Genomic DNA, 23,265 nt, shown 5'->3' on the forward strand with positions numbered 1-23,265 from the left:
AATGTGGGCAAAGGCGCTGTTGCGCCGCGCCCACCATCTTCACAACGGTTGTTTGAAATCTTCCGGTGGGCACGCTTCGCTTTGCCCACCCCACGGCTTCCGACCGAGCCGCAATTCCTCTACGCGCCCACCAGCGTCTTTGCCGGCAACACCGCCTGCACCACGAGGCCGCGGGCGCGCGCGTCCATGACGCCGACGGCGCGCAGCGCCAGCAGCGTCACGGTCTGCACGGCGTCACGCAGCCTCCCCTGGTCGTCCAGATTGTCCGGCGCCAGCGGCCCGACCAGCGATTCGTGCAGCGCGCCGAGCAGCGCGGTGGCGGCGAGCGCCGTGTCCTGCGCGGGCAGATGCCCGGCGCGGACCGCGGCATCGATGCGGGCTGCAATCTCGCCGGCGATCTCGCGGCGGCTCGCCAGCCGCGACGCGGTGACGTCGACATCGACCGGCTCGGCCAGGATACCCCAGGCGAGCTTGCGCTGCGACAGCACATGCACCGCAACCGTGGTGACGGCGGCGGCCAGCGCGGAGGACGGCCCGGGCGCGGCATCGGCGGCGCGGCGGATCGCGGCGAGTTCATCGCGCGAGACGTCTGCGATCAGTTCCGAGATAAGGTCGGCTTTCGAGGGGAAATAGCGATACACGGTGCCGGCGGCGACGTTGGCGCGGACCGCGACGGGGGCGATCTGCACCGCGGCCATGCCGCCTTCGGCAGCCGCATCCCGTGCCGCCGCCAGAATGGCGCTGCGCCGTGCCGCGAGGCGTTTTACAACTTGGTGGGTCCGTCGATAGACCATGGCCGCGTTTCTCGTCCCTGCGGGCTTCGGGCCAGCCAGCCTTGGCTGGGAAGCACCCGCGTTCACTGTTTTCTGGCGATTTCGGAGAAAATCGCTTTGAAGAAGTGAACAACTATTCAGGGTCGATGACAAGACGCAAAAATGCCTATTCAGGACTGCGTCTTAGGTGTGGGCGCCGGCTCCATTCCCGCGGCCGGCTCTCGCCGCCACCAGGAACGCCGCGGCCTACAACCTCTTGAGGTTTTGCCGCGCGCTCGGCGGATTGCGGGTTCCGGCCCGGTCAGGCCGGCACGGCCGAGGCCGGCCGGCGCAGCGAGAACGGCATCGCCTCGGCATAGCCGAAGCGGACGATCAGATCGGGCCGTCGCTCGCCGAGGGCGAGGTGCCCTCACGAAGCACGCTAGCTGCGCCGGCCCTGAACGGAGTTGACCTCGCTCAACCCCTGCACCAATTCGTCGGCGTTCCGGGGCGCATCGAAAGTGCGAACCCGTAATCTCGAGATTCCGGGTTCGCGCCGATGCGCGCCCCGCAGTGACGGACAAAATTCAGTTCCCCGTCTGCAACTCGCCGAAACGGTCCCAGGTCTTGCCGTTGAAGCGCATGAACTGCATCTGGTCGACCGGAACGTGGTCGCTGGCTGAGGTGTTGATCCTGATGCCGGGCAGCAGCATCGGCAGCTCCAGATCCCTGATGGAATAGGCCTGCTTGAGAATATTCTCAGTCGACAGATCGTCGCCGCAGGCCTTCAGCACGTGCTCCATCGCCATCGCGCTGTTGTAGGCGTTGACGTAATTGGTGTCGTGCAGATCGGCGTCGGGGGCGTATTTGACCATGAATCCCCGCCACGTCTTGACGCCGGCATCGTCGTTCCAGGCGGGATCGTCGGGATCCTTGACATAGGCGGTGGAGAGAATGCCGGTTCCGGCCTCGAGCCCGGCCGGCTGCATCACCGTGGAGATCCACACCGCGACGTTGGACAGAAACGTCATCGGCTTCCAGCCGATCTCGTAGACCTTGCGGATCGATTGCGCAGCGAATTTCGGCGTCGCCGCGATCACCAGCACGTCGGCGCCGGAAGCCTTCAGCTTGACGATCTGGGAGTCGATGGTCGGATCCTGGACTTCGTAGGTCGCCGCGCTGACGACCGAATCATATTTGTCGCCGAGCACGTCCTTCAGCCCCTGCAGATAATCGCGGCCGAAATCGTCGTTCTGCGAGATCACCGCGAACCTGGCGTTGGGGTTCTTCGCGAGCGCATAACGCGCGTAGAGCCGCGCCTCGTAGCGGAAAGGTCCCTGCACGCCGAGCGTCGCCTGCGGATATTGCGCGATGTCGGCGAATTTCGACGCGCCGGAGCCGACGAACAATTGCGGGATGTTCTTGCCCTGCAGATATTTGGCGATGGCCGTGTTGTGGGCGGTGCCGATCGAGGAGAAGATCAGCGCGACTTCATCGCTCTCCACCAGCCGCCGGGTCTGCTCCACCGTTTTCGGCGGCGCGTAGCTGTCGTCGAGCGAAATCAGGTTGATCTTGCGGCCGTTGATGCCGCCGCGCTCGTTAAGCATCTTGAAATAGGCGACCTCGCCCTTGCCGAGCGCGCCGAACGCCGAGACCGGGCCGCTGTAAGGCATGGTCTGGCCTATTCTGATCTCGGTCGCGGTGACCCCGCGCATTTCGGCTGATATCGCGGCCGCAGGCCACGCCAGCAGCGCAAGCGCGCCGACCACGCCAATTCCCGTGACGAAACGCATCGACACCCCTCCCCTTTTTGTCGGCGCGCTTCAGATGGCGCCGCGGCAGGCGCGGTTCGGCCCGCGCTCTCCGCAAAACATGCCATGACGGATGGATGGAGGCCAATCATAATCATGATGAAATAGAAGCAACCGAATACGACGCATAAAAAACGCGGCGTTGCCGCCGCGTTTGCTTATTCAACGATGGGTACGAGGCATCACGCCTGTGGCTGCGGCTCCAATCCGGGATCCGGATCGGGACGCGGGCGCGGCTTGCCGGCCGGCGGCACCGCCGAGGTGCGCGGCGTGGTCGGCTCCAGCACCGACTCGCGGTTCGGCTTCTTGCCGTTGAGCAGATCCTGGATCTCGTCTCCGGTCAGGGTCTCGTATTCGAGCAAGCCCTTCGCCAGCGCCTCAAGATCGGCGCGCTTCTCGGTCAGGATCTTGGTCGCGTGGTTGTAGCCTTCCTCGACCAGCCGCTTGATCTCGCTGTCGATCTTCTGCACCGTCGCCTCGGAGGCGTTCTGGGTGCGCGACACCGACATGCCCAGGAACACCTCGTCCTGGTTCTCACCGTAGGACACGGTGCCAAGTTCTTCGGAGAGCCCCCAGCGGGTCACCATCATCCGAGCCAGCCGCGTGGCCTGCTCGATGTCGGAAGAAGCGCCCGAGGTGACCTTCTCGCGGCCGAACACCAGTTCCTCGGCGACGCGGCCGCCCATCATGATGGCAAGGCGCGAGGTCATCTGCTCGAGCGACATCGACAGCTTGTCGCGCTCGGGCAGCTGCATCACCATGCCGAGCGCACGGCCGCGCGGAATGATGGTCGCCTTGTGGATCGGATCGGTCGCGATCACGTTGAGGCCGACGATGGCATGACCACCCTCGTGATAGGCGGTCAGCATCTTCTCTTCTTCGGTCATGACCAGCGACTTGCGCTCGGCGCCCATCATGACCTTGTCCTTGGCTTCCTCGAACTCGGCCTGGGTCACCATGCGCTTGTTGCGGCGCGCGGCGGTCAGGGCGGCTTCGTTGACGAGGTTCATCAGGTCGGCGCCGGAAAAGCCGGGCGTGCCGCGCGCGATAGTCTTCAGGTTGATATCCGGCGCCAGCGGCACCTTGCGGACGTGAACCTTGAGGATCTGTTCGCGGCCGACGACATCCGGGTTAGGCACCACCACCTGGCGGTCGAAACGGCCCGGGCGCAGCAGCGCCGGATCGAGCACGTCGGGCCGGTTGGTGGCGGCGATCAGGATCACGCCCTCATTGGCCTCGAAGCCGTCCATCTCGACCAGCAACTGGTTCAAGGTCTGCTCGCGCTCGTCATTGCCGCCGCCGAGGCCGGCGCCGCGATGACGGCCGACCGCGTCGATTTCGTCGATGAAGATGATGCAGGGCGCGTTCTTCTTGGCCTGTTCGAACATGTCGCGCACGCGTGAGGCACCGACGCCGACGAACATCTCGACGAAGTCCGAGCCCGAAATCGTGAAGAAGGGAACATTGGCTTCGCCCGCGACCGCGCGCGCGATCAGCGTCTTGCCGGTGCCGGGAGGGCCGACCAGCAGCACGCCGCGAGGAATCCGTCCGCCCAGCCGCTGATATTTGCCGGGGTCGCGCAGGAATTCGACGATCTCCTGCAGGTCCTGCTTGGCCTCGTCGACGCCGGCGACGTCCTCGAAGGTCACGCGGCCGTGGGCCTCGGTGAGCATCTTGGCGCGCGACTTGCCGAAGCCCATCGCCTTGCCGGCGCCGCCCTGCATCTGCCGCGATAGGAAAATCCAGACGCCAATCAGGGCGATGAACGGCAACCAGGAGACGAGTAGCGACACGAACCACGGCACGTTGTCGCCGGGCGGCTTGGCAGTGATCTGGACCTTGCCGTTATAAAGGCGCGAAACCAGGGTCGGGTCGTTCGGCGAATAGGTCTGGAAGCTCGAGCCGTTGGTGAAGGTACCGTGGATCTCCGGTCCCTGGATCACAACGTCGCGAACATGGCCCTGATCGACCTCGGTCAACAGCTGCGAGAAGGAGATGTCCTGCGAGGACGTGCGCTGACCCGGATTCTGGAAGAGCGTGAACAGCGCCAGCAACAGCAAAACGATAATGACCCAGAGGGCGAAGTTGCGCAGATTGGCGTTCATCGATCTTCCTTCGTGGTCGCGCGGATCGCGGCCTTATGTCCTTGGGTAGGGTAGGCAGGCGTGAGGGAATCCCCTCTGGACTGCAATACAATCTAGGTGCCGCCCCGGTCCATGCCAAGGGAACCACGTAGGACTATTTAGCCCATCCTAGCCCGATTCCCGTTCAAATAATGGCGGCGAATCAGGGGTCTTTCGGGGGTGGTTAAGAGTCCGCGAGCGGATCCGCCCATGAGTCCCTTCAAGCGCACCGGTAACTCGGTCCCGTTTCACCCCGCCCGGTGGCGGCGGGGCGGCGCCGGCTCGATGCGGATCCGGCCGTCGGCCAGGCTGACCAACGCACCGGCGAGGGTCTGCCTGAGCCGTGGCGGGCCCGGTTTGGGCCGGCTTCCGCGCGCACTTTCGTCCGCCGTCCGGTCCAGCGCCGCCAGCAGGGTTTCGACCTTGCCAAGCTCGGCCGGCCCCTCATGACCGAACCGATTGATCGCTCGCAGCAAGAGCCGCAGGCGGATTTCCTCGGGCATGGCGGCAAACGCGGCCATATCGAAGCTTCTTGCGTTCAGCCTCTCGGCAACGCCGGCGGCGATTCCGGCTTGCGCGGCGTAGCGATCCCGCAGCGCGAGGTAGCGCTCGGCGCCCTCGGCCAGAACCTCCACTGCGGCGTTGGCCCGGGCCAATCGCGACGCCAGCCGCGCCAGGCTGCGCGCATCGCCACCTTCGGCCGCGAGCGCCGGCATGACTTCCCGCAGCCGCGGACGCGTGAAATTCCGATCGAGGTTGGTCGGATCGTTGGCGAAGCCGATCCCGGCCTTGTTGAGCGTCGCGATCAGCTGCGCTTTCGACACATCCAGAAACGGGCGCGCCAGAAGCAACCCATCGCGCTCGGACTCCCGCGCCATCGCCGCGAGTCCTGCGATACCGCTGCCGCGCAACAGGCGCATCAACAGCGTCTCGGCCTGATCGTCGCGGGTATGCGCGGTGAGGATATGGGTCGCGTGGCTCTGCCGCGCCGCTTGCGCCAACAGATGGTATCGCGCCGATCGCGCGGCGGCCGGCAATCCGGTTTTCGGTTTGGCGCCGGTCCAGCGCAGCGTCCGATGCGGCAGATCGAGGCTCTGCGCCATACGCTTGACATCGCGCGCCTCGCGCGCCGCCTCGGGCCGCAAACCGTGATCGACGGTGACCGCGATCAGGTCCGGCCCGCGCGCCAGGGCGCGGCGCCAGCGCGCCGCCAGCCACATCAGCGCGATCGAATCGGGACCGCCGGACACCGCGAGCACGATCGCGGGCGCGTTTTTCCAATCCGCAAACAGATGTTTTGCGTCCTTCGCCGAGATCGGGGAATGGTCGTCGCTGGGCATGACGCCGCCGGCTGATGTCGAGGCCTGATCGATTATGCGCGAGCGGCGAGCTGACCACAACGCCAGGCGCCAATCGGCCGATCAGCGCGGCGTCAGCACTTGATCCGCTTCTGCTCGCGGTCGACGGCGGCTTTGACGCCGCCCGAGGCGCGCGGATATTTCCGCAGGACCTCGCCGAGGGCGGCGCAGGCCGCCTCTTTCTCTTTCAAGGCCGCCAGCGACTGCCCGAGCCGCAGCAGTGCGTCCGGGGCTTTCGCCGATTTATCGAATTTGGTGGTCACCCCGAGGAAGGCTTCCGCGGCGTCGCGATATTTCTGGCGCTGGAAATAGCTCTCGCCCAGCCAGTATTGCGAGTCCGCGATCAGAGGATCGCTGGGATATTTCGTCGCGAAGTTGCGCATGGTCTCTTCGGCCAGCGCATAGTCCTTGCGCTGCATATAGCCGATGCCGAGATCGAACTCGTCCTTCGGGGTTGCCGAGGGCGGCAGGGTGGTCAGCGTGGGACCGGCGCCGGGCGCGCGCGGTACCGGATTGGGCGCTCCGCCGGTGTTGCCGAGATCGAGCGGCTCGCCCGGGCCACGTCCGCCGGGAGCGCCAACCGCGCCGTCGACCCCGCCCTGGGCCGGCATCGGGAGCTGACCGCCGCCGAGCGCGCGCGGCGCGCCCGGGGCATTTGGATTCTGAGTGGGATCGAAGGCGTCCCCGCGCCGCCGGCCGGCCGGCGGCGCCTCAGCCGGTTCCTGCCCGATCGGCGCCGGCGCGGCAATTTGCTGCTGCCCGTAGCCCGGCTGCCGATAGCCCGGAGAGAGCTGCACCGGAGGCGCCCCCGCAACATTGGGCTGCGCGATACCGGGCTGGGCGACATTCGGCTGCGCGACACTTGGCTGGGCCATGCCAGGCTGGGCCAAACCTGGTTGGGCCAAACCTGGTTGGGCAACGCCGGGCGGTCCACCGGGCGCGGCCTGCGCGCCGCCCTGGAGTGCCCTCAAGCGGTCCTCGAGCTGCCGGTTGCGGTATTGCAGTTCCTCGTTCTGGCCGGTGAGCTGCCGCAACTGATTCTCAAGTTGCTCAATCCGCATTTCCGGGTCGAGAGCATCGGATTGCGCCAAAGCCTGTGATGCCAGCATCAGTGTCGCGGCGATCGTCACGGCGCGGGCAGTTCTATGAAACCTGGATGACATTTTGGCCTGACGACGAAAGCGGCGTGACATCGAAAGCGGAGCCCATTGAGAGAGGGAGTACGCCAAAAATGTGACTGAAACAAACGCTTGATGGAAGCAAAACGGTCAAAACAAAACCGGCGCCCGAGGGCGCCGGCGGCAACATTTGCGAAAACAATCGCTGCTTGGTTAGGAGCTGGCGTTGAGGACTGTGACGGCGCGGCGGTTCTGCGACCAGCAGGAGATGTCGTTGCAGACCGCGACCGGGCGTTCCTTGCCATAGGATATTGTCCGCATCCGCGACGGATCGATGCCGCGTGAGGCCAGGAAGGTCCGCACCGACTGCGCGCGCCGTGCGCCCAGCGCGATATTGTATTCGCGGGTTCCGCGCTCGTCGGCATGACCTTCGATGGTGAAGGCGTAGCGGTTGTAGGTCTGCAGCCACTGCGCCTGCTTTTCGAGGGTCGCGATCGCCTGTGGCGACAAATCGGTCTGGTCGCTCTCGAAGAAGACGCGGTCGCCAACATTGACCACGAAATCCTGCTGGCTGCCCGGGGTGGCCGCGCTGGCCATCGCACCGTCGGCGCCGAGGTTCTTGTTGGCGCAGGCACCCATGGACAAAGCCACCGCGAGCACCGCGGCCAGCTTCAATCCCTGGAGGATACGCATTTGATGTTTCATTCCGGAGCCTCCACGCTCACGTTCTAGACTGTCATCCGGTCTACAGGGCGATGGTTAAGCGAACGTTCCGTCAACCTTGATGGGATGTTGCCAAACCCGATCAAATGCCGACGAACGGCGAAAAGCAGCCCCGATGGTTAATGATTTGTAAATGTGGCGCGAGGGTGAAGGCAAGCCTTGGCGCGCCCGGAACTGCCCATTTTAGGATCGATCCGAAGCCGATCTGCAACACCGTGAGCGCAACGTGAGCGCAAAATGGCACCCTTGACCGCCCCTAGCGGGAACCCGGCCGACCGGTCAGGACTGCTGCGGCACGATCGAGGCTGCCTCGAACGTCGAGATTACGGCGGTCCGGAAGGGCGTGCGATCGCGCTGGAACAGCGTCCGCCGCTCGAAGGCACTTGAGCGCATGATGGGAAATCGCGTCAAGACCTTTTCCCGCAAGGCACGGAAATCGGACGCCATCAATGCCACCTTTGCCAATGCGTTCGGAAACGGGCGCGGTTCGGCGATGGTCTCGTGCAGAAAGACACGGCGATAGAACGACTGGTGCCCGGCACGAACCAGCGCGAGCCCGGTATCGGCGTTGAAATACTCGCACGCCAGATAGGCCAACCGCAGCGTCAGATAGGGAAGCTCCGGAAACCGCTGCGCTTTTTCGGGATTTGCAACAAAACGGGCCGGATCGATCAAAACCTCGCCTCGATCGAGGCGAGGGTGAAGAACATCGCCGAACAAATCGGTTGTACAGGACATCCGCTGTTCTGACGTCAGGACGTGGAGACGGATAGAGCTGCAGATTTCTCCGTCAACATAAATTCCGAACGTCCAGGCATTGGGCGCATCGTCGTAACTGTCGCTGTAGCGCTGGGACTCTGACGGCGGAATTAATCCGCCGTGCGTATAGGCCCTGTAACGCATCTGATAAAGCTGATCTTTTTCCTCTGGAGTATCGATGGGTCGGTAGTCGACGCGATCGAACAGCGCTCCCCCCCGCACAAAGAGCGAAGCGCGCGGTTCGGCTTCGGACTTCATCCAATACTCCTCAACTGACTGACAAACAACTCTTGCGAGTGGGGAAAAGATTAACAGCATCTTAACTAAATGCAAACCTATCGCGCTGTTAGGGTTAACCTTCCTGGCGGCGTCAGGGAGCGCGCCGGCTGGCCAGGGGGAGGAGAACGCCCTAGGGGAGGCCTGCCGGAATTTCGTTAGGCGATCGATCGGGTGGGAAGGGGAAGTGCGATCACTTGCTCGTCCGGCAGACGGCGGCCGTGCGAAGCGTTCAACAGTTGGCGCACCCGGACCGCGGGCACTGGCCGGCTGAACAGGTAGCCCTGGGCCTCGGTCACGGTACCGTCGGCGCTGATCAGTTCCAGCTGTTCGTTGGTCTCGATGCCTTCGACCACGACCGACATTCCGAGATCGGCGGAGAGCCGCGCCACGCCGCGCAACAGCGTCAGCGGGCGATCGGTGTCGATGCCTTCCAGGAAGGAGCGATCGATCTTCACCTTCTGCAGCGGGAAATTATGCAGGTAGCTGAGGCTCGAATAGCCGGTGCCGAAATCGTCCAGCGAAATCCGCACGCCAAGGCTGCGCAGCTGCGACAACACATCATGGGTCGACTGGGTGTTGCGCAACAACGAGGATTCGGTGATCTCGATTTCCAGACGGTTGGCGGACAGCCCGGAGATCTCGAGCGCGTAGCGAACCTCGCTCAGCACATCGCGCTGATGGAACTGCTGCGGCGAGAAATTGACCGCGACGCTGACGCCTTCCGGCCATTTCATGCATTCCATGCAGGCCTTGCGCAGGATCCAGCGGCCGAGATCGACGATGAGGCCCATGTCTTCCGCCACCGGAATGATATCGACTGGGGAGACCGTGCCGCGCACCGGATGGTTCCACCGCAGCAGCGCCTCGCAGGTCGCGATCCGCCCGGACTTGAGATTGACCAGCGGCTGATAGAACAGCTCGAACTCCTCGTGGGCCAGCGCCTTGCGCAAATCCAGCTCGAGAATGCGGCGCGCCTCGACGGTCTGCGCCATCTCGTCGCGGAAGAAACAATAGGTGCCGCGGCCGTCGGCCTTGGCGCGGTACAGCGCCATGTCCGCGTTCTTCAAGAGCGTATCGGCCGAGACGTGCGGCGACGTCATCGCGATGCCGACGCTTGCGCCGATCTCGACCAGATGATTGTCGATCTTGTAGCGCTCGCTCAGGTGATCGACGATGCGGCGGGCGAGATTGGCGGCGTCTTCGTTCGATTTGATGTTCTGCTGGAACACCACGAATTCGTCACCGCCGAACCGCGCCACGAAATCTTCCGGACGCAGTATGTTGCGCAGCCGGTCGGCGACCGCGCACAGCAACTGGTCACCGCAGGGATGGCCCAGGGTGTCGTTGACCTGCTTGAATTGATCGAGGTCGATGAACAGCAGCGCGGATAATTGCTCGGCCTCACGCGGAACCGCCAGCAGGCGCTCGATCTCGTCGCGGAAATTGAGCCGGTTGGGAAGCGCCGTCAGCTCGTCGTAACGGGCCAGATGGGTAATCCGGGCTTCGGCGTTGCGCCGTTCGGTGATGTCTTCCAACAGCACGACGGCGCCGCCGCCGGCCATCGGCTGGAATGTCCATGACAGCGAACGACCCCGATCGGCGTCGGGATCGGCCGTGATGATGTCGCGCGCCTCCGAATTCTGGATCTCGGCAAGGATCACTTTCCCGCTCGCCGCCGAGATTGATCCGGCGCTGACGCAGGCATCGATAATGTCGTTCGCATTGACGCCGCGATGCACGACATCGTCCGCCAGGTTCATCATCTCGCTGAACCGATGGTTCATGACCGCAAGAAGCCCGTCGGCGGCAAACATGCAAAGGCCGTGCGGCATGTTGTTCAGCGCGGTGTCGAACTGACCGGCCAGCGCCGCCTCGCGCTCGCGCGCCACCAGCGCCTGCATGAATATTTTATGTAAATTAGCCGAGATTTGGATGAGAGCCACAATAAATGCGGCGCACACCACTGACATGGCCATGTAATAGGGTGTGCCACGCAACGCCAGTGCGACAGCCGGCGGACCGAAGCAAAGTGCAACCTGCAGCTGGAATATCCACTGCCGCCCATAGGCCCTGGCCGCACCTCCCGCCACGAGACCGGTGGTGACGGATAAACAAATCAAATGGGCTACGGCGTCATCGCTACTTAGCAGCGTAGTGGCGCACCATATGCCGATCGCAGCGGGTTGAATTATCGCCCGGGTCTGATAGCGCTTCTTCCACCCCGCAGCTTTGGCGGCAGTCAGGGTCGATTTGCGCGCCTGGTACCGCTGCAAGTCGAACGCGCGGAATGCGCCGGTCGCGATGAGAAGCGCGACACACGCCCAGATGAGGGGTTCTCCCGTTTTCAGCGCGGTCATGGCCGCCGCTATGACGGCGAAGACGAGACCCGTAAGCAGCGGAGCGGGAGCATCGAAGAGCGAATCAACCAACGCCGCGTGAATCGACGGCGACAGCTTCTGGTCGGTATCTTCGCTCTGACTCGCGAGCTGCATTTTGGTGGTACGTGTCCTGTTCAGTCCGTACTTCTACCCTTCGCTGATGAAGTCTTTCTGAGGGAACATCGTTACCGAGAGGTTGCTTTGATCTGTAGGAAACGAAAATCTTCCCGTTGAATCAGCAAGCTAGGCAAGCTTTGCCGACCACGCCAGTGCGCCATGCGGCGCCGTCGCAACGTTGTGCGCTGGTTAAGCGCGCCCGAAAAATTAGGTCGATTTCTACGAAAGCAGCGGAGACCACGCCGGGTCGGAGGCAAAGCCGGGGGTCGGCACCTTCTGTTCGTTGCGCCCGGAAATGTCCACCGTGAACAGCGAAGGTCCGCCGCTGCCGCCGGGATCGCGGAAGAACATCACGACCCGGCCGTTCGGCGCGAAGGTCGGCCCCTCATTGTGGAAGCCCGAGGTAAGGATCCGCTCGCCCGAACCGTCCGGCTTCATGATGCCGATGGAAAACTGTCCGCCGCCCTGCTTGGTAAAGGCGATGTAGTCGCCGCGCGGCGACCACACCGGGGTCGAATAACTGCCGTTGGTGTCGTCCTTGCTGAAGGAGATGCGTTGCGCGGGTCCGCCGGCCGCCGCCATCACATAGATTTGAGGCTTGCCACCGCGGTCGGACTCAAAACAGATGCGGGTGCCGTCGGGCGAATAGGACGGCGAGGTATCGATCGCCGGCGTATCGGTGAGGCGCGTGGTCGACTTCGAGCGCAGGTCCATCACGAACAGGTTCGAATTGCCGCCCTGCTGCAAGCTCATGATCACGCGCTGGCCGTCCGGCGAGAAGCGCGGCGCGAACGACATGCCGGGGAAATTGCCGACGATCTCGGTCTGGCCGGTCTCGATATTGCGCAGATAGACCTTCGGGTCGCCCTGGCCGAACTCCATATAGGTGATTTCCTGGGTCGAGGGCGAGAATCGCGGTGTCAGCACCAGATCGCTGCCGCGCGTCAAATAGCGGACATTGGCGCCGTCCTGGTCCATCAGCGCCAGCCGCTTGATGCGCCGTTCCGCCGGACCGCTTTCGTCGACGAACACCACGCGGCTGTCGAAATAGCCTTTCTCTCCGGTCAGCCGCTCGTAGATCTGGTCGGAGATGATGTGCGCGATCCGGCGCCAGTATTCCGGCGAGGTGAAATATTGCTGGCCGGTGAGTTGCTGACCGGAGGCGACGTCCCAGAGACGGAATTCGGCCTTCAACCGCCCGTCGCCTTGACGCGTCATGCGGCCGGTGACCAGCGCCTGCGCGTTGATGGTTTTCCAGTTCTGGAATTGCGGGGCGGCGTCGATGTTGACGATCTTCTCGATGAAAGCCGCCTGATCGATCGGCGCGAACAACCCGCTGCGCTTCAAATTGTTGGTGATGACCTGGGAGACGCCGACGCTGACCTCGCCGTCCGCGGGCGAGCCCGCGACGAAATCCGGGATCGCGATCGGAAGCGGCGCGAAGTTACCTTCGGTGATCTGCAATTTCGTCTGCGCGCCGGCGAGCGAGGGCAAAAGCAATCCGGCGGCCGCGCCGCCCATCATCAGGACGCTACGGCGGGAGAGCGGCAACGGAGGAAGCGAAAACGTCGTCACGGACATTGTTGGCTCATTTCCAAAAATCAAATCATCAACTGTGGAACATCTGCTTGGGATCAAAATCGATGTCCATGTATTTCCATTGATCGTACGTCTCGTCCCGCAACATGGTGTAGGGCTGGCCTTGCAGGACGGCGCGAACGGCGGCATCGGCGGCAGCCTGATAGCGCGACGAACTGCCGGTCGAGACGATCTGTGGCGGCGCGGCAAGGCGGCGATCGGGGTTCAGCCGGATGCGGACCGTGACATAGAGTTCTTCGGGATGGTCGACGCCCGGCTGGATATTCCACAGGCTCGCGAGCCGCGCCCGCATCGCGTCAAGTTCGGACTGCGACAAGGTTGCCGCAGTGCCGTGGGTGGTCCCGAGCGAAGCGGAAGAGTTCAGCGCGGCGCCGGTGATCGCCTGCCGGGTCGGATCGCGCTTGTCGAGCAGGGCCGCGATCTTCGATTGGTCGAAGGTGCGCTCCTGCTTCGGCTTTGGCGGTTGCGGCGGCGTCGCCTTGGCCTCCGGCTTCGGCACTGGCTTCTTGGCTTGTTCCGATTTCAAGGCTTCCGCGATCGGATCGACCTTGGGCGGCTCGGGTTTCTTTTCGACCGGCTTCGGTTCGTCCTTGGGCTTGTTCTCGGCGACCGGTTTCGGCGGCTCCGGCTTTTTCTCGACCGGCTTTTCGACTGGTTTCGGCGGCGGCTCCGGCGCCGAAGCCGTCACGATTTCCTTTTTCTCGGTGATCTTGCCGACCGCGTCCTCGACCGGCGTGGCGTCGGCGACCTTCTCGACCATCGGCTTCGGCTTGTCTTTTTCGCCCGTCTTGATGCCGGCGGTGATCCTGGAGAGCTGATCGGAGGAAATGATATCGACCGGCATCGACTCCGGTGGCGGCGCTTCGAGCGAGCGCGCCGAAAAGGAGACCAGCCCCCATCCGAGAACGAGGACGTGGAGTGCGACCGACGCAATGAGTGTCTTGTCGACCTTCACCTTCCGACTATCCCTGATCCACTTCCGTCACCAGCGCTACGCGCCTGAAGCCGGCTTGCGACAGCCGTCCCATCACCTTCATCACGGTACCGTAGTCGACTTTCTTGTCGCCCCGGACAAAAATTCGCTCGTCGAGCCCGCCGCGGGCGTCCGTGATCGCCTTCAGCTTCGGCACCAGTTCCTCGATCCCGATCTCGGTGTCGTTGAGGAAGACCTGGCCCTTCAGATTGACCGACAGCGTCAGCGGGTTCTTGTCCTGGTCGAGGCTCTTGGCCTGGGTCTGCGGCAGGTCGAGCGGCACACCGACCGTCAGAAGCGGAGCCGAGACCATGAAGATGATCAGCAACACCAGCATGACGTCTACCATCGGCGTGACGTTGATTTCCGCCATCACGGGGCGACGCCGGCTGCGGCGTCCGCCGCCGCCGGACGAACCTACCATGTTCATCGCCATGATCGGGTGCTCATGTTGGGCTTCACATTATACCGCCGCTTAGGCCCGCTCGTCGATCTGACGCGAGAGGATCGCTGAAAATTCGTCGGCGAACCCTTCCAGCCGCTGGGCCTGCCGATTCACCTCGGAAGTGAACTTATTATAGAAAATAGTCGCCGGAATGGCAGCGATAAGGCCGATGGCTGTGGCAAATAGCGCCTCCGCGATACCGGGGGCCACCACCGCCAGCGAGGTATTCTTGGAAGCTGCGATCGACTGGAAGCTCGACATGATGCCCCAGACCGTGCCGAACAGGCCGACGAAGGGGCCGGCCGAGCCGACGGTTGCCAGCACCAGGAGCCGGCGTTCCAGCCGCTCGACTTCGCGGGAGATCGAGACGTTCATGACCTTCTCGATCCGCATCTGCAGCCCGGCGAAGGATCGGGCATGGCTCTCGAACGAGCGTTTCCATTCGCGCATCGCGGCGACAAAGCAGGCGGCCATCGATTGCGTCGGCTTGGCCGAGAGCGCGCGGTAGAGTTCCTCGATCGATTCGCCGGACCAGAATGCCTGTTCGAAGCGGTCCATGGCGCGCTTGGTGCGCGAATACAGGAACATCTTGTCGATCGCGATCGCCCAGACCCAGACCGAGCAGGCAAGCAGCCCGAGCATGACCCCCTTCACGATCCAGTGAGCCTGCAGGAACAGGGCGATCAGCGAGACGTCGGCGGATGCGATCGGCAAGGCTGATTGAGCCACGTCGGCCGGATTCATAAGCGGTATCCTCTCAACGCAAGTGTCCCAAATCCTCCGGGAGCAAATGGCTGCCGGTTCCAAGGAAGCGCGGCGGGCGCGGCGGTAAGCGCCAGCGCGAGAGCCCAGTTCTCTGTCACATGGGAGGCCCGTCCAAAGCCGGGGCCTGCTTCCCCTGCCAACATGTCAAAACGAGGGCTATCCACGCGTCCTTTCGCCCCTAACCAGACGCTAATCATGGTTAATACCCGGTTACCAAAGGGGATTTCGACGGCCTGAAATGCGGGCAACCGGATGGCCGAATTGCTCCGGAACGAACCTCCCGGGCACAAAAAAAACCGCCCGTCTGCGGCAATCGCAAACGGGCGGTCGTGTCGCCATCAGGCGTTATAGGGGACGCGGCCTGAGGCTTTAGCTCTGAGACTTCAAGCCTGGGGCTGACCGTCCTGGGGCGGCGTCGGACGCGGGCGGTGCTGCGCCATGAACTGGTCGAACTCTTCCTTGTCCTTGGCGTGGCGCAGACGATCCAGGAAATCCTTGAATTCGGTCTGCTCTTCTTCCAGGCGCCGCAGGGTTTCCATGCGGTATTCGTCGAAGGCGCGGTTGCCGCTCGAGGGCGGACCGAACGGAAAGCCGCGGCGCTCCATCCGGTTCTTCATCCGCTCCATCTTGTACTGCATCCGCTCCATCTTGTTCGACCAGCGGTCTTGATGACTCCAGCAACCCATTTTTCTGCTCCCGAGTGTGAAAAAGAGAAGGGCAAGGCCGATCGGCCACCAAATGATGAAACCGAGCACGGTCACGGCGATCCAGCCGGGGTGCCAGGGAGAATCCAGCATATGCGGACGGCGGTCGTAGGGCTCTTCAGCGGGACCGCGCCAGCGATTGACATCTGCGGTGTAGGCCATTTCCCTCTCCATGACGGCTTCAAGCCGTTGTGAATGTAAATAACATTTACATACCTAAACTGTCCCGGGTTTTTGTCAAGCCGGGCGCCGGCCGCACCCGCCAATTTATTTTGGGGTGCCCCAGGGGCCGGATGGCGGCACAGGCGGCGGTCCGGGCGGTTTTTGATCGGCCGGGTCCTTTGCGGCGGGCCGGCGGTCGGTCGGAAAGCCGAGGCCGCGCAGATAAATCAGCACTTCCGCCTCGAGAAGATCTTCCGCCGACATCGGCAACTTGCGCCGCGCCGCGTCGCCGCGCGCAAACAACGAGGCCACGCCGTGCGACATCGACCAGATATGCAGCGCCATCATCAGCGCCGGCGGGCGCGGCGTACCGGGTGGCGCAAGTGCTGCGAGCCGCTCGGCGGCGGCCCTGATGATGCCGAAGGCACGCTCGCTAGCAGCCTGCAATGCAGGGTTAAGATCGACGGGAAGCCCCGATTCGAACATCGCCGAATAGAATGCCGGCTCGTTGCGGGCAAAAGCGAGATAGGCCTTGCCGACCCGTTCGAACGCCGTGACGGTGTCGGGGCGCCCGTCATCCCAAGCCTGCGTCAGCGCCGACTCGAACTGTTCGAAGCCGCGCTGCGCGATGGAGGACAACAGTTCGTCGCGGTCGCGAAAATGCCGGTAAGGCGCCGCTGGGCTGACGCCGGCCATGCGCGCGGCATCGGCAAAGGTGAAGCCGGCGGCGCCCTTCTCCGCGATCAGCCCGAGCGCCGCCTGCAGCAACGCCTCTTTCAGGTTCCCGTGGTGGTAGCCGCGCTCGGCGCGGCGTTCTTCCTTGCGCCAGCTCATGTGAAGAACTCTTACATGAGCCGGCGAGGAAGGTCACTAGCGCCGATGAGGGGTGTTCATCAAGATTAATGGCCGACGCCCCTAGGACCTCGTCAACCGCCCGGGATCGGGAGGATCGGCATGATCTCGACGCGCTCGCCAGGAAAGATCGCAAAATGCGGATGATTGTCGAACAGTTTCGCTGCGGCCTCAGGCGAGCCAGCGCGCACCACCGTGAAGGCCCCCATCTCGTTTGAGATGTCAGCGATGCCGCTTTTATCAACCTTCTTCGTCTTGCCCAGCGGACCGCCCATGGCGACGATCGCCGCCTGGTGCTGTTCGACCCAGGCCTTCCACGCCGCCATGCCCTGTTGCTCCCTGGTACGACGTTCGGCCTCCGGCAGCGCATTCCAGGCCGCCCATTTCGCGCTGGTTTTGCTGCCCAGAAAGACAGCAAGGAACGTATCGTTGGTACTCATGGGTTTCTTCCTTTGCGGTTGAAGGATTGACGATGAACGCCCGACTTAACGGCGGACGGATCCCTGCTGCAATTCGGCAAATCCAGCCGCCGCCTGCTGCAGATCGGGCGAAAAATCCTCGATTTCCTGCACCTGGCGGATTTCGATAATCTCGTTGCTGGAAGCCGGGCACTTCGCCGCCCAGGCGATCGCCTCCTCCCGCGATTTGACTTCGATCATCCAGTAGCCGCCAAGCACTTCCTTGGATTCCGCGAACGGACCATCGGTGACCACGGGTTTGCCGGTTGCGAACGAGACGCGTGCGCCCATCGATGGCGGATGCAGACCGTCGAGCGTGATCAGCACCCCGGCGTCCTTGAGCGCCTCATTGTATTTCATCATCGCCCGGATGCGCTCGGGATCGAGCTGGACGTCCGGCGGCGCGGTCTCGTAGCCCAGGGGAATCATCAGCATCATGAATCGCATGGTCGGGGTCCTGTCGTTTGATGTTGGTCATTCCGTGGCCCGCCTCGCACGAACCCGGAATCTCGTTCAGCAACCTCTGGATTCCAGGTTCAGCCCGACGGGCTGCCCGAGGGCATGAGGATCGGCTATTTCCTGTTCGCTTGCGCGCGGAGGCGCGTTTCCTGCTCCCGCAATTCGGGCGTCAGCGCCTCACCGAAATCGTCGGCATCGAAGACCTGCCGGATTTCGATTTCAGCGCCGCCGTCGAACGGCGCACGCTTCATCCACTGGATCGCCTCGTCGCGCGACTTCACCTGAATGAGCCAGAAGCCGGCGACGAGATCGGGGGTCACCGGGAACGGGCCCTGGCTCACGCTGGGTTCGTTGCCCGAATACCTGATCCGCGCGCCTTTCGAGGTCGGATGCAGGCCCTCGCCCGCCAGCATGACGCCCGCCTTCACCATCTCTTCGTTGAACTTGCCCATCGCGGTCAGCAGTTCCGTGCTCGGCATCACGCCGGCTTCGCTGTTCGCATTGGCTTTTACAATCACCATGAATCGCATCGTCACGCTCCTTCTGATTTCAACTCACCGGGCCGGCCGCGGAATCGGCGCTCGTCAACAAGACGAACAGGGTTTTGCGGCACCGACAGGGCTTCCGAAATTATTTCGGAGGTTATTGCTGGCCGAACGTCAGTCGTCGATGGCCTGATAGGCACAGGTCCAGAAATCCACCATCGCGCGGGGCGGCTGCGATGAATCCATCATGCGCTGGGTCAGCAGAATGCCGGTGAGATCCTCTTTTGGGTCGGAATACCACGAGGTGCCGTAGCCGCCATCCCAGCCGAATCGGCCCGGCGTCGTGTAGAGATCGTCGCGTGTGGTGAAGACGGACAATCCAAAGCCCCAGCTGCGGCTGTCGCCAAGGAATAATTCCGAACCTTGCTTTTCTGCCGGCTTGAGCTGATCGCTCGTCATCAATTCGATCGACGGCCGCGACAGAATGCGCTCGCCGCCGAGCCGGCCACCGCTCAGCATCATCTGGGCGAAGGCATTGAAATCGTCCGCCGTCGAGACAAGCCCCGCGCTGCCATTTTCGAACACCGGCGGATTTGCGAACTTGCCGGTTGCGGGATCGTCTAACACCTCGAGTTTTTGCGTCGCGTGATCCCTGGCATAGCTGGTCGCGAACCGACCCCGCTTGTCCTGGGGGACATGGAACGCGGTATCCTTCATTCCCAGCGGCGCGAAGATGCGCTCGGACAGGAATTCGGCGAGCGTGGTGCCGGCTGCGCGTGCGATCAGCACGCCGAGGATTTCCGTCCCACTGTTGTAGAGCCAGCGCTCGCCGGGCTGATAGATCAGCGGCAGGCTGCCGTAGCGCCGCATCAGTTCGTCCGGCGCAAAGGACGGAAACACCGGCCCCCGTGCGAAGCCCGCCTCCGCGATCGCTTTCTGGACCGGATAACGATCGGGAAATACCGGGATCATGCCGTAGCCAAGCCGGAACGTCAGCAGATCGCGAAGCGTGATCGCGCGTTTCGCCGCCACCGTGTCGTCGATCGCCGCATCGATCGCCCGCAACACCTTGCGATCCACCAACTCCGGCAGCCAGCGATCGACGGGATCGTCGAGCCGCAATTTGCATTCCTCAACAAGGATCATCGCGGCAACCGCCGTAATCGGCTTGGTCATCGAGGTGATGCGGAAAATGGTGTCGCTCCCCGCCGATCGCGACATGGCCGATCGTGTCGACATGGATTTCGCCGCGCCGGCTCACCAGCGTCACCAGGCCGGGAATATCGCCGCTTTCGACATGACCCGCCATGACGTCGTGCATTCGTTTCAGCCGCGCCGTCGACAGGCCGCAGGCGCTGGTCATCTGCATCGTCACTTCGAACCCTCCCTCGGAAACATCGCGAAATGCGGTTCCGCCTGCTTCAGCACGCGCGCAAAGGACGGCCGCGCCTTCAGCCGGCCAAGATAAGCCGCGATGCTTTCGTGGCCCGCGCTGAACGGCATCACTTCATTGGCAAAGAACAACGAAGGCGCCGCGGCGCAATCGGCGAGGCTGAATTCGTCGCCCATCGCCCAGGTCCGCGCCGCCATCTCCGCATCGATCAGGCCGTAGCTGGTGCGCAGCCGCGCTCTCGCCTCTTCGACGCCATGCGGATCCTTGTTGCCTTCGGGGCGCAACCGGTCGCCGACGATCTTCTGCATCGGCTCATGCACGTAAAGATCGTAGAACCGATCGCGCAGCCGGGTCTGCCGGGCGCGGTCGGCATCTCCGGGGATGAATCGCGTCGCGCCCGGATAATGGCAATCGAGATATTCGATGATAACGCTCGATTCGGGGATGGTCTCGCCGCGGGCACCGTCGCACAGCACTGGAAACTTGCCGATCGGCCATAGCTGCAACAGCGCCGCCCGCTCACCCTGGTCGGAGAGGTCGACCTTGTTGGGGGCGAACGGCGTATCGTTCTCATACAGCGCGATCAGCACCTTGTGGCAGTACGACGCCAGGGGATGGAAATGCAGCGTAAGCGACATCGGGACAACTCCGGCTCAGGTTCTGCCTTGCTTGACGAAGACGCCATTCTGATAGCTGGCGCCGAAATAGACGTCGATGCGTTTGATCTTGTCACCCGAAAAAACGAAAAACTCCGTATTGCGAAAGTTCTTGCCGTCTTTGGCCACGCATTTGTAGGTCACAAAGGCCTCATCGCCCGCGACGAAGATTTTTTCCAGTTGCTGCCGCTCGATCCAGTCGCTGAGCCGCCAGCATCGTTCGAAATAGGTCGGCTTGTCGATCCCGTCGTCATAGGGGCTGGTAAAGCGGAAGTCGTCGGTGAAGCGATCCTCCACGGCGTCGCGGTCATTCGACAGATAGGCGGCAAAGAGCGCACGGATGATTTCTTCCCTGTTCTGGATTGTCATGTCGATCTCCTCACGCCGGTTGTCCATAGTCACCCTCCGCTACCAAACACGGGGACGACGAACGAAACCCGGCCAGGCCGACACTTCCGCCGAAAATTATTCCGGCGATTTATGTTGCCGGTTCGCAGCGCTGGATTACGTCGCCTGCCATCTGCGGACGGGTTCCGTCGTGCCCTCCGGCGTCGCTTCGAAGATCGGGGACGCGAGCACGCCATGCAGGTGCAACGTGGCGGTGCCGGAATTGCGGAACCCATGCTTGCGCGCAGCCGGCACGATCAGGGACTGGCCCGCCGTTACGGTGACGCGCTGGTCATCGATCCACATTTCGGCTTCGCCTTCGCGCACGGTCAACACCTCCTCGACGGGATGCGAGTGCGTTGGCGCACCCGTTCCCGGCGCGATCCATTGCTCGAAGATGCATAGTTGCGCCGCGCCGTTACACGCCGAGACCAGCATTCGCGTTTCCACCCCCGGCCGCCAGTGCTCGGGCGGGGCATCCCTGACGTCGCTGACCTTCATGAATTCGACCCTTTTGCCTTGCGATACGGTCCAGATAAGAAAGCAGACACGTTGCTTTCATGCTAGGGACGACCAGACCGGGAACCCCTGCTGAACGATGGATCGACCCATGCCCCCTGCCCTTCAAAAAGTCGCGCTGGTGACGGGAGCAGCGCGCGGCATCGGGCTTGCGGTCGCGAAAAAGTTTCTCGCCGAGGGCTGGCGCGTGGCGCTGCTCGATATCCAGGGCGAACTCTTGTGGCGAAGCGTGGAGGCCCTGAACGCAGCCGGAAATACCCTGGGGCTGCATTGCGACGTCTCCGAGACGAGCGCGGTTAAAAGCGCGTTCGCCGAAATCGAACGACGGTTTGGGCGGCTCGACGCGCTGGTCAACAATGCCGGGATCGCCGTATTCGCGCCGCTGCTCGATACTTCCGACGAGGACTGGCGCCGGGTGCTGGAGGTCAACCTCACCGGACCCTTCCTTTGCACCAAGGCGGCGGTGCCCTTGATGCGCGAACAGGGCGGCGGCGCCATCGTGAACATTACCTCGATCTCCGCGGTGCGCGCTTCCACGCTGCGCTCGGCCTACGGCACCAGCAAGGCCGGGCTCGCGCACCTCACAAAACAGCTCGCGGTCGAACTGGCCTCGCTCGGCATCCGCGTCAACGGCGTCGCGCCCGGCCCGGTCGAGACCGCGATGGCGAAGGCGGTCCATACGCCCGAGATCCGCGCCGATTATCACGACGCCATTCCGCTCAACCGTTACGGCCTCGAGGAGGAGCTCGCGGAAGCCGTGTTCTTCCTGTGCAGCGACCGCGCAAGCTACATCACCGGGCAGATTCTGGCCGTCGACGGTGGCTTCGACGCCGCCGGCATCGGCCTGCCGACGCTGCGCGGCGCGCGGCGGAACGGGTAGCGCTTCTTCTCCTCCACAAGCGATCTCCGCATTTTTCTTTTCGCCCGAAACCTTCGCTGGCGCAGCGTGACCTTTTCTACTTAAACGCCTAGGTTGTGCCACGCGGCGGTGATCCGGCGTCGTGCGCTGAAACTGAACACCGGATCGGGGAGTATCGCGCCATGTCGGGACTACTCATCAATCTGATCATCCAACTCATCAGCGGCGCCGTCGGCGGAAATGTTGCCGCGGGCGCCGCCAAGAATATCGATCTCGGTACAATCGGAAATACCATCACGGGTGCGATCGGCGGCGGCGTCGGGGGACAGGTCCTCGGAATGCTGATTCCCCTGCTCGCCAATACCGCCTCGACGCCGGATATCGGCAGCATCGTCGGTCAGGTGGCCGGTGGCGGCGTTGCGGGTGCTGTTCTCACGGCGATCGTCGGCGCCGTCAAGAATAGGACGGCTTGACCGCTCTGCGATCATGTGCGGGCGGGGTACGATTGAGTGCCCCGCCGGCGCGCCGCAACGATATTGACCGCGCGGCAAAACCCGCGTCACTAGCTGCGCCGGTTGACCGCAACCACCCGCCACCGTTTTCCAACCGGTCGATCCGCGTCAGCGACAGGGGATCGATGACGAAGCGCAGCGCGGCGTCAGGCGCGAGATCGAGCGCGATGGCGAGCGCCGCCCGGATCGTACCGGAATGCACGACCAGGATGACGTCGCCCGCCGGCAGGGGCGCGAGACCATCGATGGTGCGGCCGATCTGATCGACAAAACTTTCCCCGCCCGGCGGCGCATTACTCGCCGGCGATTTCCAGAACTCCCGGTACGCACCGCCGGGCTCGGCGACGAGGTCGTTGTGCCGCCGTCCGGTCCAGGCGCCGAAATCCTGTTCGCGAAACAGGACCTGTTTGACGGGATCGAGCCCGAGGGTGAGCGCGGTTTCAAAGGTCCGCCGCGCCGGGCTGCAGAGCACAAGCCCATTCACCGGCAATCGCGCCTTGAGCGCGGCGAAGGCCGCGGCATCGCTAACGTCGGCCGGCGCATCCGGGCCATGGATGACGCCTCGCGGGCCGTCGACGGGCGCGTGCCGGATCAGCCAGAGATGTGTCTCGGCGCTCAT

25 protein-coding genes are annotated in these 23,265 nt (G+C 63.4%); 2 read left to right on the forward strand and 23 right to left on the reverse strand.

Translation table 11 applies throughout. The features are described from left to right. Nucleotides 1-119: 119 nt before the first annotated feature. From B5525_RS04540 to B5525_RS04645, 22 genes are all read right to left on the reverse strand, one after another. Nucleotides 120-794 (reverse strand): TetR/AcrR family transcriptional regulator, encoded by a 675-nt coding sequence (locus B5525_RS04540; RefSeq protein ID WP_079564932.1) that lies wholly within the window; start codon nt 792-794, stop codon nt 120-122. Nucleotides 795-1,339: 545 nt separating this feature from the next. After that, a complete protein-coding gene (locus B5525_RS04550) occupies nt 1,340-2,545 on the reverse strand; it encodes an ABC transporter substrate-binding protein (protein WP_079564934.1) in 1,206 nt (401 codons plus the stop codon). 200 nt (nt 2,546-2,745) lie between these two features. Further along, nucleotides 2,746-4,668 carry an ATP-dependent zinc metalloprotease FtsH gene (ftsH, locus tag B5525_RS04555; protein ID WP_079564935.1) on the reverse strand — a complete coding sequence of 641 codons (1,923 nt, stop codon included), beginning with the start codon at nt 4,666-4,668 and terminating at the stop codon, nt 2,746-2,748. Nucleotides 4,669-4,934: 266 nt separating this feature from the next. Beyond that, a complete protein-coding gene (tilS, locus tag B5525_RS04560; RefSeq protein WP_079564936.1) occupies nt 4,935-6,026 on the reverse strand; it encodes a tRNA lysidine(34) synthetase TilS in 1,092 nt (363 codons plus the stop codon). 92 nt (nt 6,027-6,118) lie between these two features. Continuing rightward, nucleotides 6,119-7,207 carry a tol-pal system protein YbgF gene (gene ybgF / locus B5525_RS04565; RefSeq protein ID WP_079564937.1) on the reverse strand — a complete coding sequence of 363 codons (1,089 nt, stop codon included), beginning with the start codon at nt 7,205-7,207 and terminating at the stop codon, nt 6,119-6,121. Nucleotides 7,208-7,375: 168 nt separating this feature from the next. Next, a complete protein-coding gene (pal, locus tag B5525_RS04570) occupies nt 7,376-7,867 on the reverse strand; it encodes a peptidoglycan-associated lipoprotein Pal (RefSeq protein WP_079564938.1) in 492 nt (163 codons plus the stop codon). A gap of 297 nt (nt 7,868-8,164) precedes the next feature. Beyond that, nucleotides 8,165-8,902, reverse strand: coding sequence for an N-acyl amino acid synthase FeeM domain-containing protein (locus B5525_RS04575; protein ID WP_079564939.1), 738 nt, complete (start codon nt 8,900-8,902; stop codon nt 8,165-8,167). 176 nt (nt 8,903-9,078) lie between these two features. Next, nucleotides 9,079-11,415 carry a putative bifunctional diguanylate cyclase/phosphodiesterase gene (locus tag B5525_RS04580; RefSeq protein ID WP_079564940.1) on the reverse strand — a complete coding sequence of 779 codons (2,337 nt, stop codon included), beginning with the start codon at nt 11,413-11,415 and terminating at the stop codon, nt 9,079-9,081. Between the two features lie 222 nt (nt 11,416-11,637). Continuing rightward, a complete protein-coding gene (gene tolB / locus B5525_RS04585) occupies nt 11,638-12,942 on the reverse strand; it encodes a Tol-Pal system beta propeller repeat protein TolB (RefSeq protein ID WP_425305287.1) in 1,305 nt (434 codons plus the stop codon). An 85-nt stretch (nt 12,943-13,027) separates the two neighbouring features. Further along, nucleotides 13,028-13,972 carry a protein TolA gene (locus B5525_RS04590; protein WP_079564942.1) on the reverse strand — a complete coding sequence of 315 codons (945 nt, stop codon included), beginning with the start codon at nt 13,970-13,972 and terminating at the stop codon, nt 13,028-13,030. A 7-nt stretch (nt 13,973-13,979) separates the two neighbouring features. Further along, nucleotides 13,980-14,426, reverse strand: a complete 447-nt coding sequence (gene tolR, locus B5525_RS04595) for a protein TolR (RefSeq protein WP_079564943.1) — start codon at nt 14,424-14,426, stop codon at nt 13,980-13,982. Between the two features lie 39 nt (nt 14,427-14,465). Next, nucleotides 14,466-15,179 carry a protein TolQ gene (tolQ, locus tag B5525_RS04600; RefSeq protein ID WP_079564944.1) on the reverse strand — a complete coding sequence of 238 codons (714 nt, stop codon included), beginning with the start codon at nt 15,177-15,179 and terminating at the stop codon, nt 14,466-14,468. A gap of 404 nt (nt 15,180-15,583) precedes the next feature. Continuing rightward, nucleotides 15,584-16,066, reverse strand: coding sequence for a DUF2852 domain-containing protein (locus B5525_RS04605; protein WP_079564945.1), 483 nt, complete (start codon nt 16,064-16,066; stop codon nt 15,584-15,586). A gap of 105 nt (nt 16,067-16,171) precedes the next feature. Then, complete coding sequence (locus tag B5525_RS04610; RefSeq protein WP_079564946.1) at nt 16,172-16,900, reverse strand: TetR/AcrR family transcriptional regulator; 729 nt, start codon at nt 16,898-16,900, stop codon at nt 16,172-16,174. A 92-nt stretch (nt 16,901-16,992) separates the two neighbouring features. After that, nucleotides 16,993-17,358 carry a hypothetical protein gene (locus B5525_RS04615; protein ID WP_079564947.1) on the reverse strand — a complete coding sequence of 122 codons (366 nt, stop codon included), beginning with the start codon at nt 17,356-17,358 and terminating at the stop codon, nt 16,993-16,995. A 45-nt stretch (nt 17,359-17,403) separates the two neighbouring features. After that, nucleotides 17,404-17,823, reverse strand: coding sequence for a YciI family protein (locus tag B5525_RS04620; RefSeq protein WP_079564948.1), 420 nt, complete (start codon nt 17,821-17,823; stop codon nt 17,404-17,406). A 125-nt stretch (nt 17,824-17,948) separates the two neighbouring features. Further along, nucleotides 17,949-18,365, reverse strand: coding sequence for a YciI family protein (locus B5525_RS04625; protein WP_079564949.1), 417 nt, complete (start codon nt 18,363-18,365; stop codon nt 17,949-17,951). Nucleotides 18,366-18,494: 129 nt separating this feature from the next. Then, a complete protein-coding gene (locus B5525_RS04630) occupies nt 18,495-19,496 on the reverse strand; it encodes a serine hydrolase domain-containing protein (RefSeq protein WP_197687901.1) in 1,002 nt (333 codons plus the stop codon). After that, entirely contained in the window at nt 19,453-19,695 is a 243-nt protein-coding gene (locus tag B5525_RS45765; protein ID WP_197687902.1) for a hypothetical protein, read from the reverse strand. The genes B5525_RS04630 and B5525_RS45765 overlap by 44 nt, the downstream gene beginning before the upstream one ends. Further along, nucleotides 19,692-20,351 carry a glutathione S-transferase family protein gene (locus tag B5525_RS04635; protein ID WP_079564950.1) on the reverse strand — a complete coding sequence of 220 codons (660 nt, stop codon included), beginning with the start codon at nt 20,349-20,351 and terminating at the stop codon, nt 19,692-19,694. The genes B5525_RS45765 and B5525_RS04635 overlap by 4 nt, the downstream gene beginning before the upstream one ends. 15 nt (nt 20,352-20,366) lie before the next feature. Then, entirely contained in the window at nt 20,367-20,738 is a 372-nt protein-coding gene (locus B5525_RS04640; protein WP_079572936.1) for a nuclear transport factor 2 family protein, read from the reverse strand. A 135-nt stretch (nt 20,739-20,873) separates the two neighbouring features. Then, nucleotides 20,874-21,257: a cupin domain-containing protein gene (locus B5525_RS04645; RefSeq protein WP_154073062.1), complete on the reverse strand. Its 384-nt coding sequence runs from the start codon at nt 21,255-21,257 to the stop codon at nt 20,874-20,876. Nucleotides 21,258-21,366: 109 nt separating this feature from the next. Here B5525_RS04645 and B5525_RS04650 point away from each other — a divergent pair, with 109 nt between their 5' ends. Together B5525_RS04650 and B5525_RS04655 are read left to right on the forward strand one after the other, a co-directional pair. Then, nucleotides 21,367-22,155, forward strand: a complete 789-nt coding sequence (locus B5525_RS04650) for an SDR family NAD(P)-dependent oxidoreductase (protein ID WP_079564951.1) — start codon at nt 21,367-21,369, stop codon at nt 22,153-22,155. Nucleotides 22,156-22,316: 161 nt separating this feature from the next. Beyond that, on the forward strand, nt 22,317-22,607 hold the full coding sequence (locus B5525_RS04655) for a hypothetical protein (protein WP_079564952.1): 291 nt from the start codon (nt 22,317-22,319) through the stop codon (nt 22,605-22,607). Here the strand turns inward: B5525_RS04655 and B5525_RS04660 are convergent. Then, the gene (locus B5525_RS04660; RefSeq protein ID WP_079564953.1) at nt 22,588-23,265 is read right to left on the reverse strand and encodes a histidine phosphatase family protein; all 678 of its coding nucleotides are present in this window, start codon (nt 23,263-23,265) and stop codon (nt 22,588-22,590) included. The two genes, B5525_RS04655 and B5525_RS04660, sit on opposite strands and share 20 nt — an antisense overlap.

Source organism: Bradyrhizobium erythrophlei, from assembly GCF_900129505.1.
In the GTDB taxonomy this organism is placed as follows: domain Bacteria; phylum Pseudomonadota; class Alphaproteobacteria; order Rhizobiales; family Xanthobacteraceae; genus Bradyrhizobium; species Bradyrhizobium erythrophlei_D.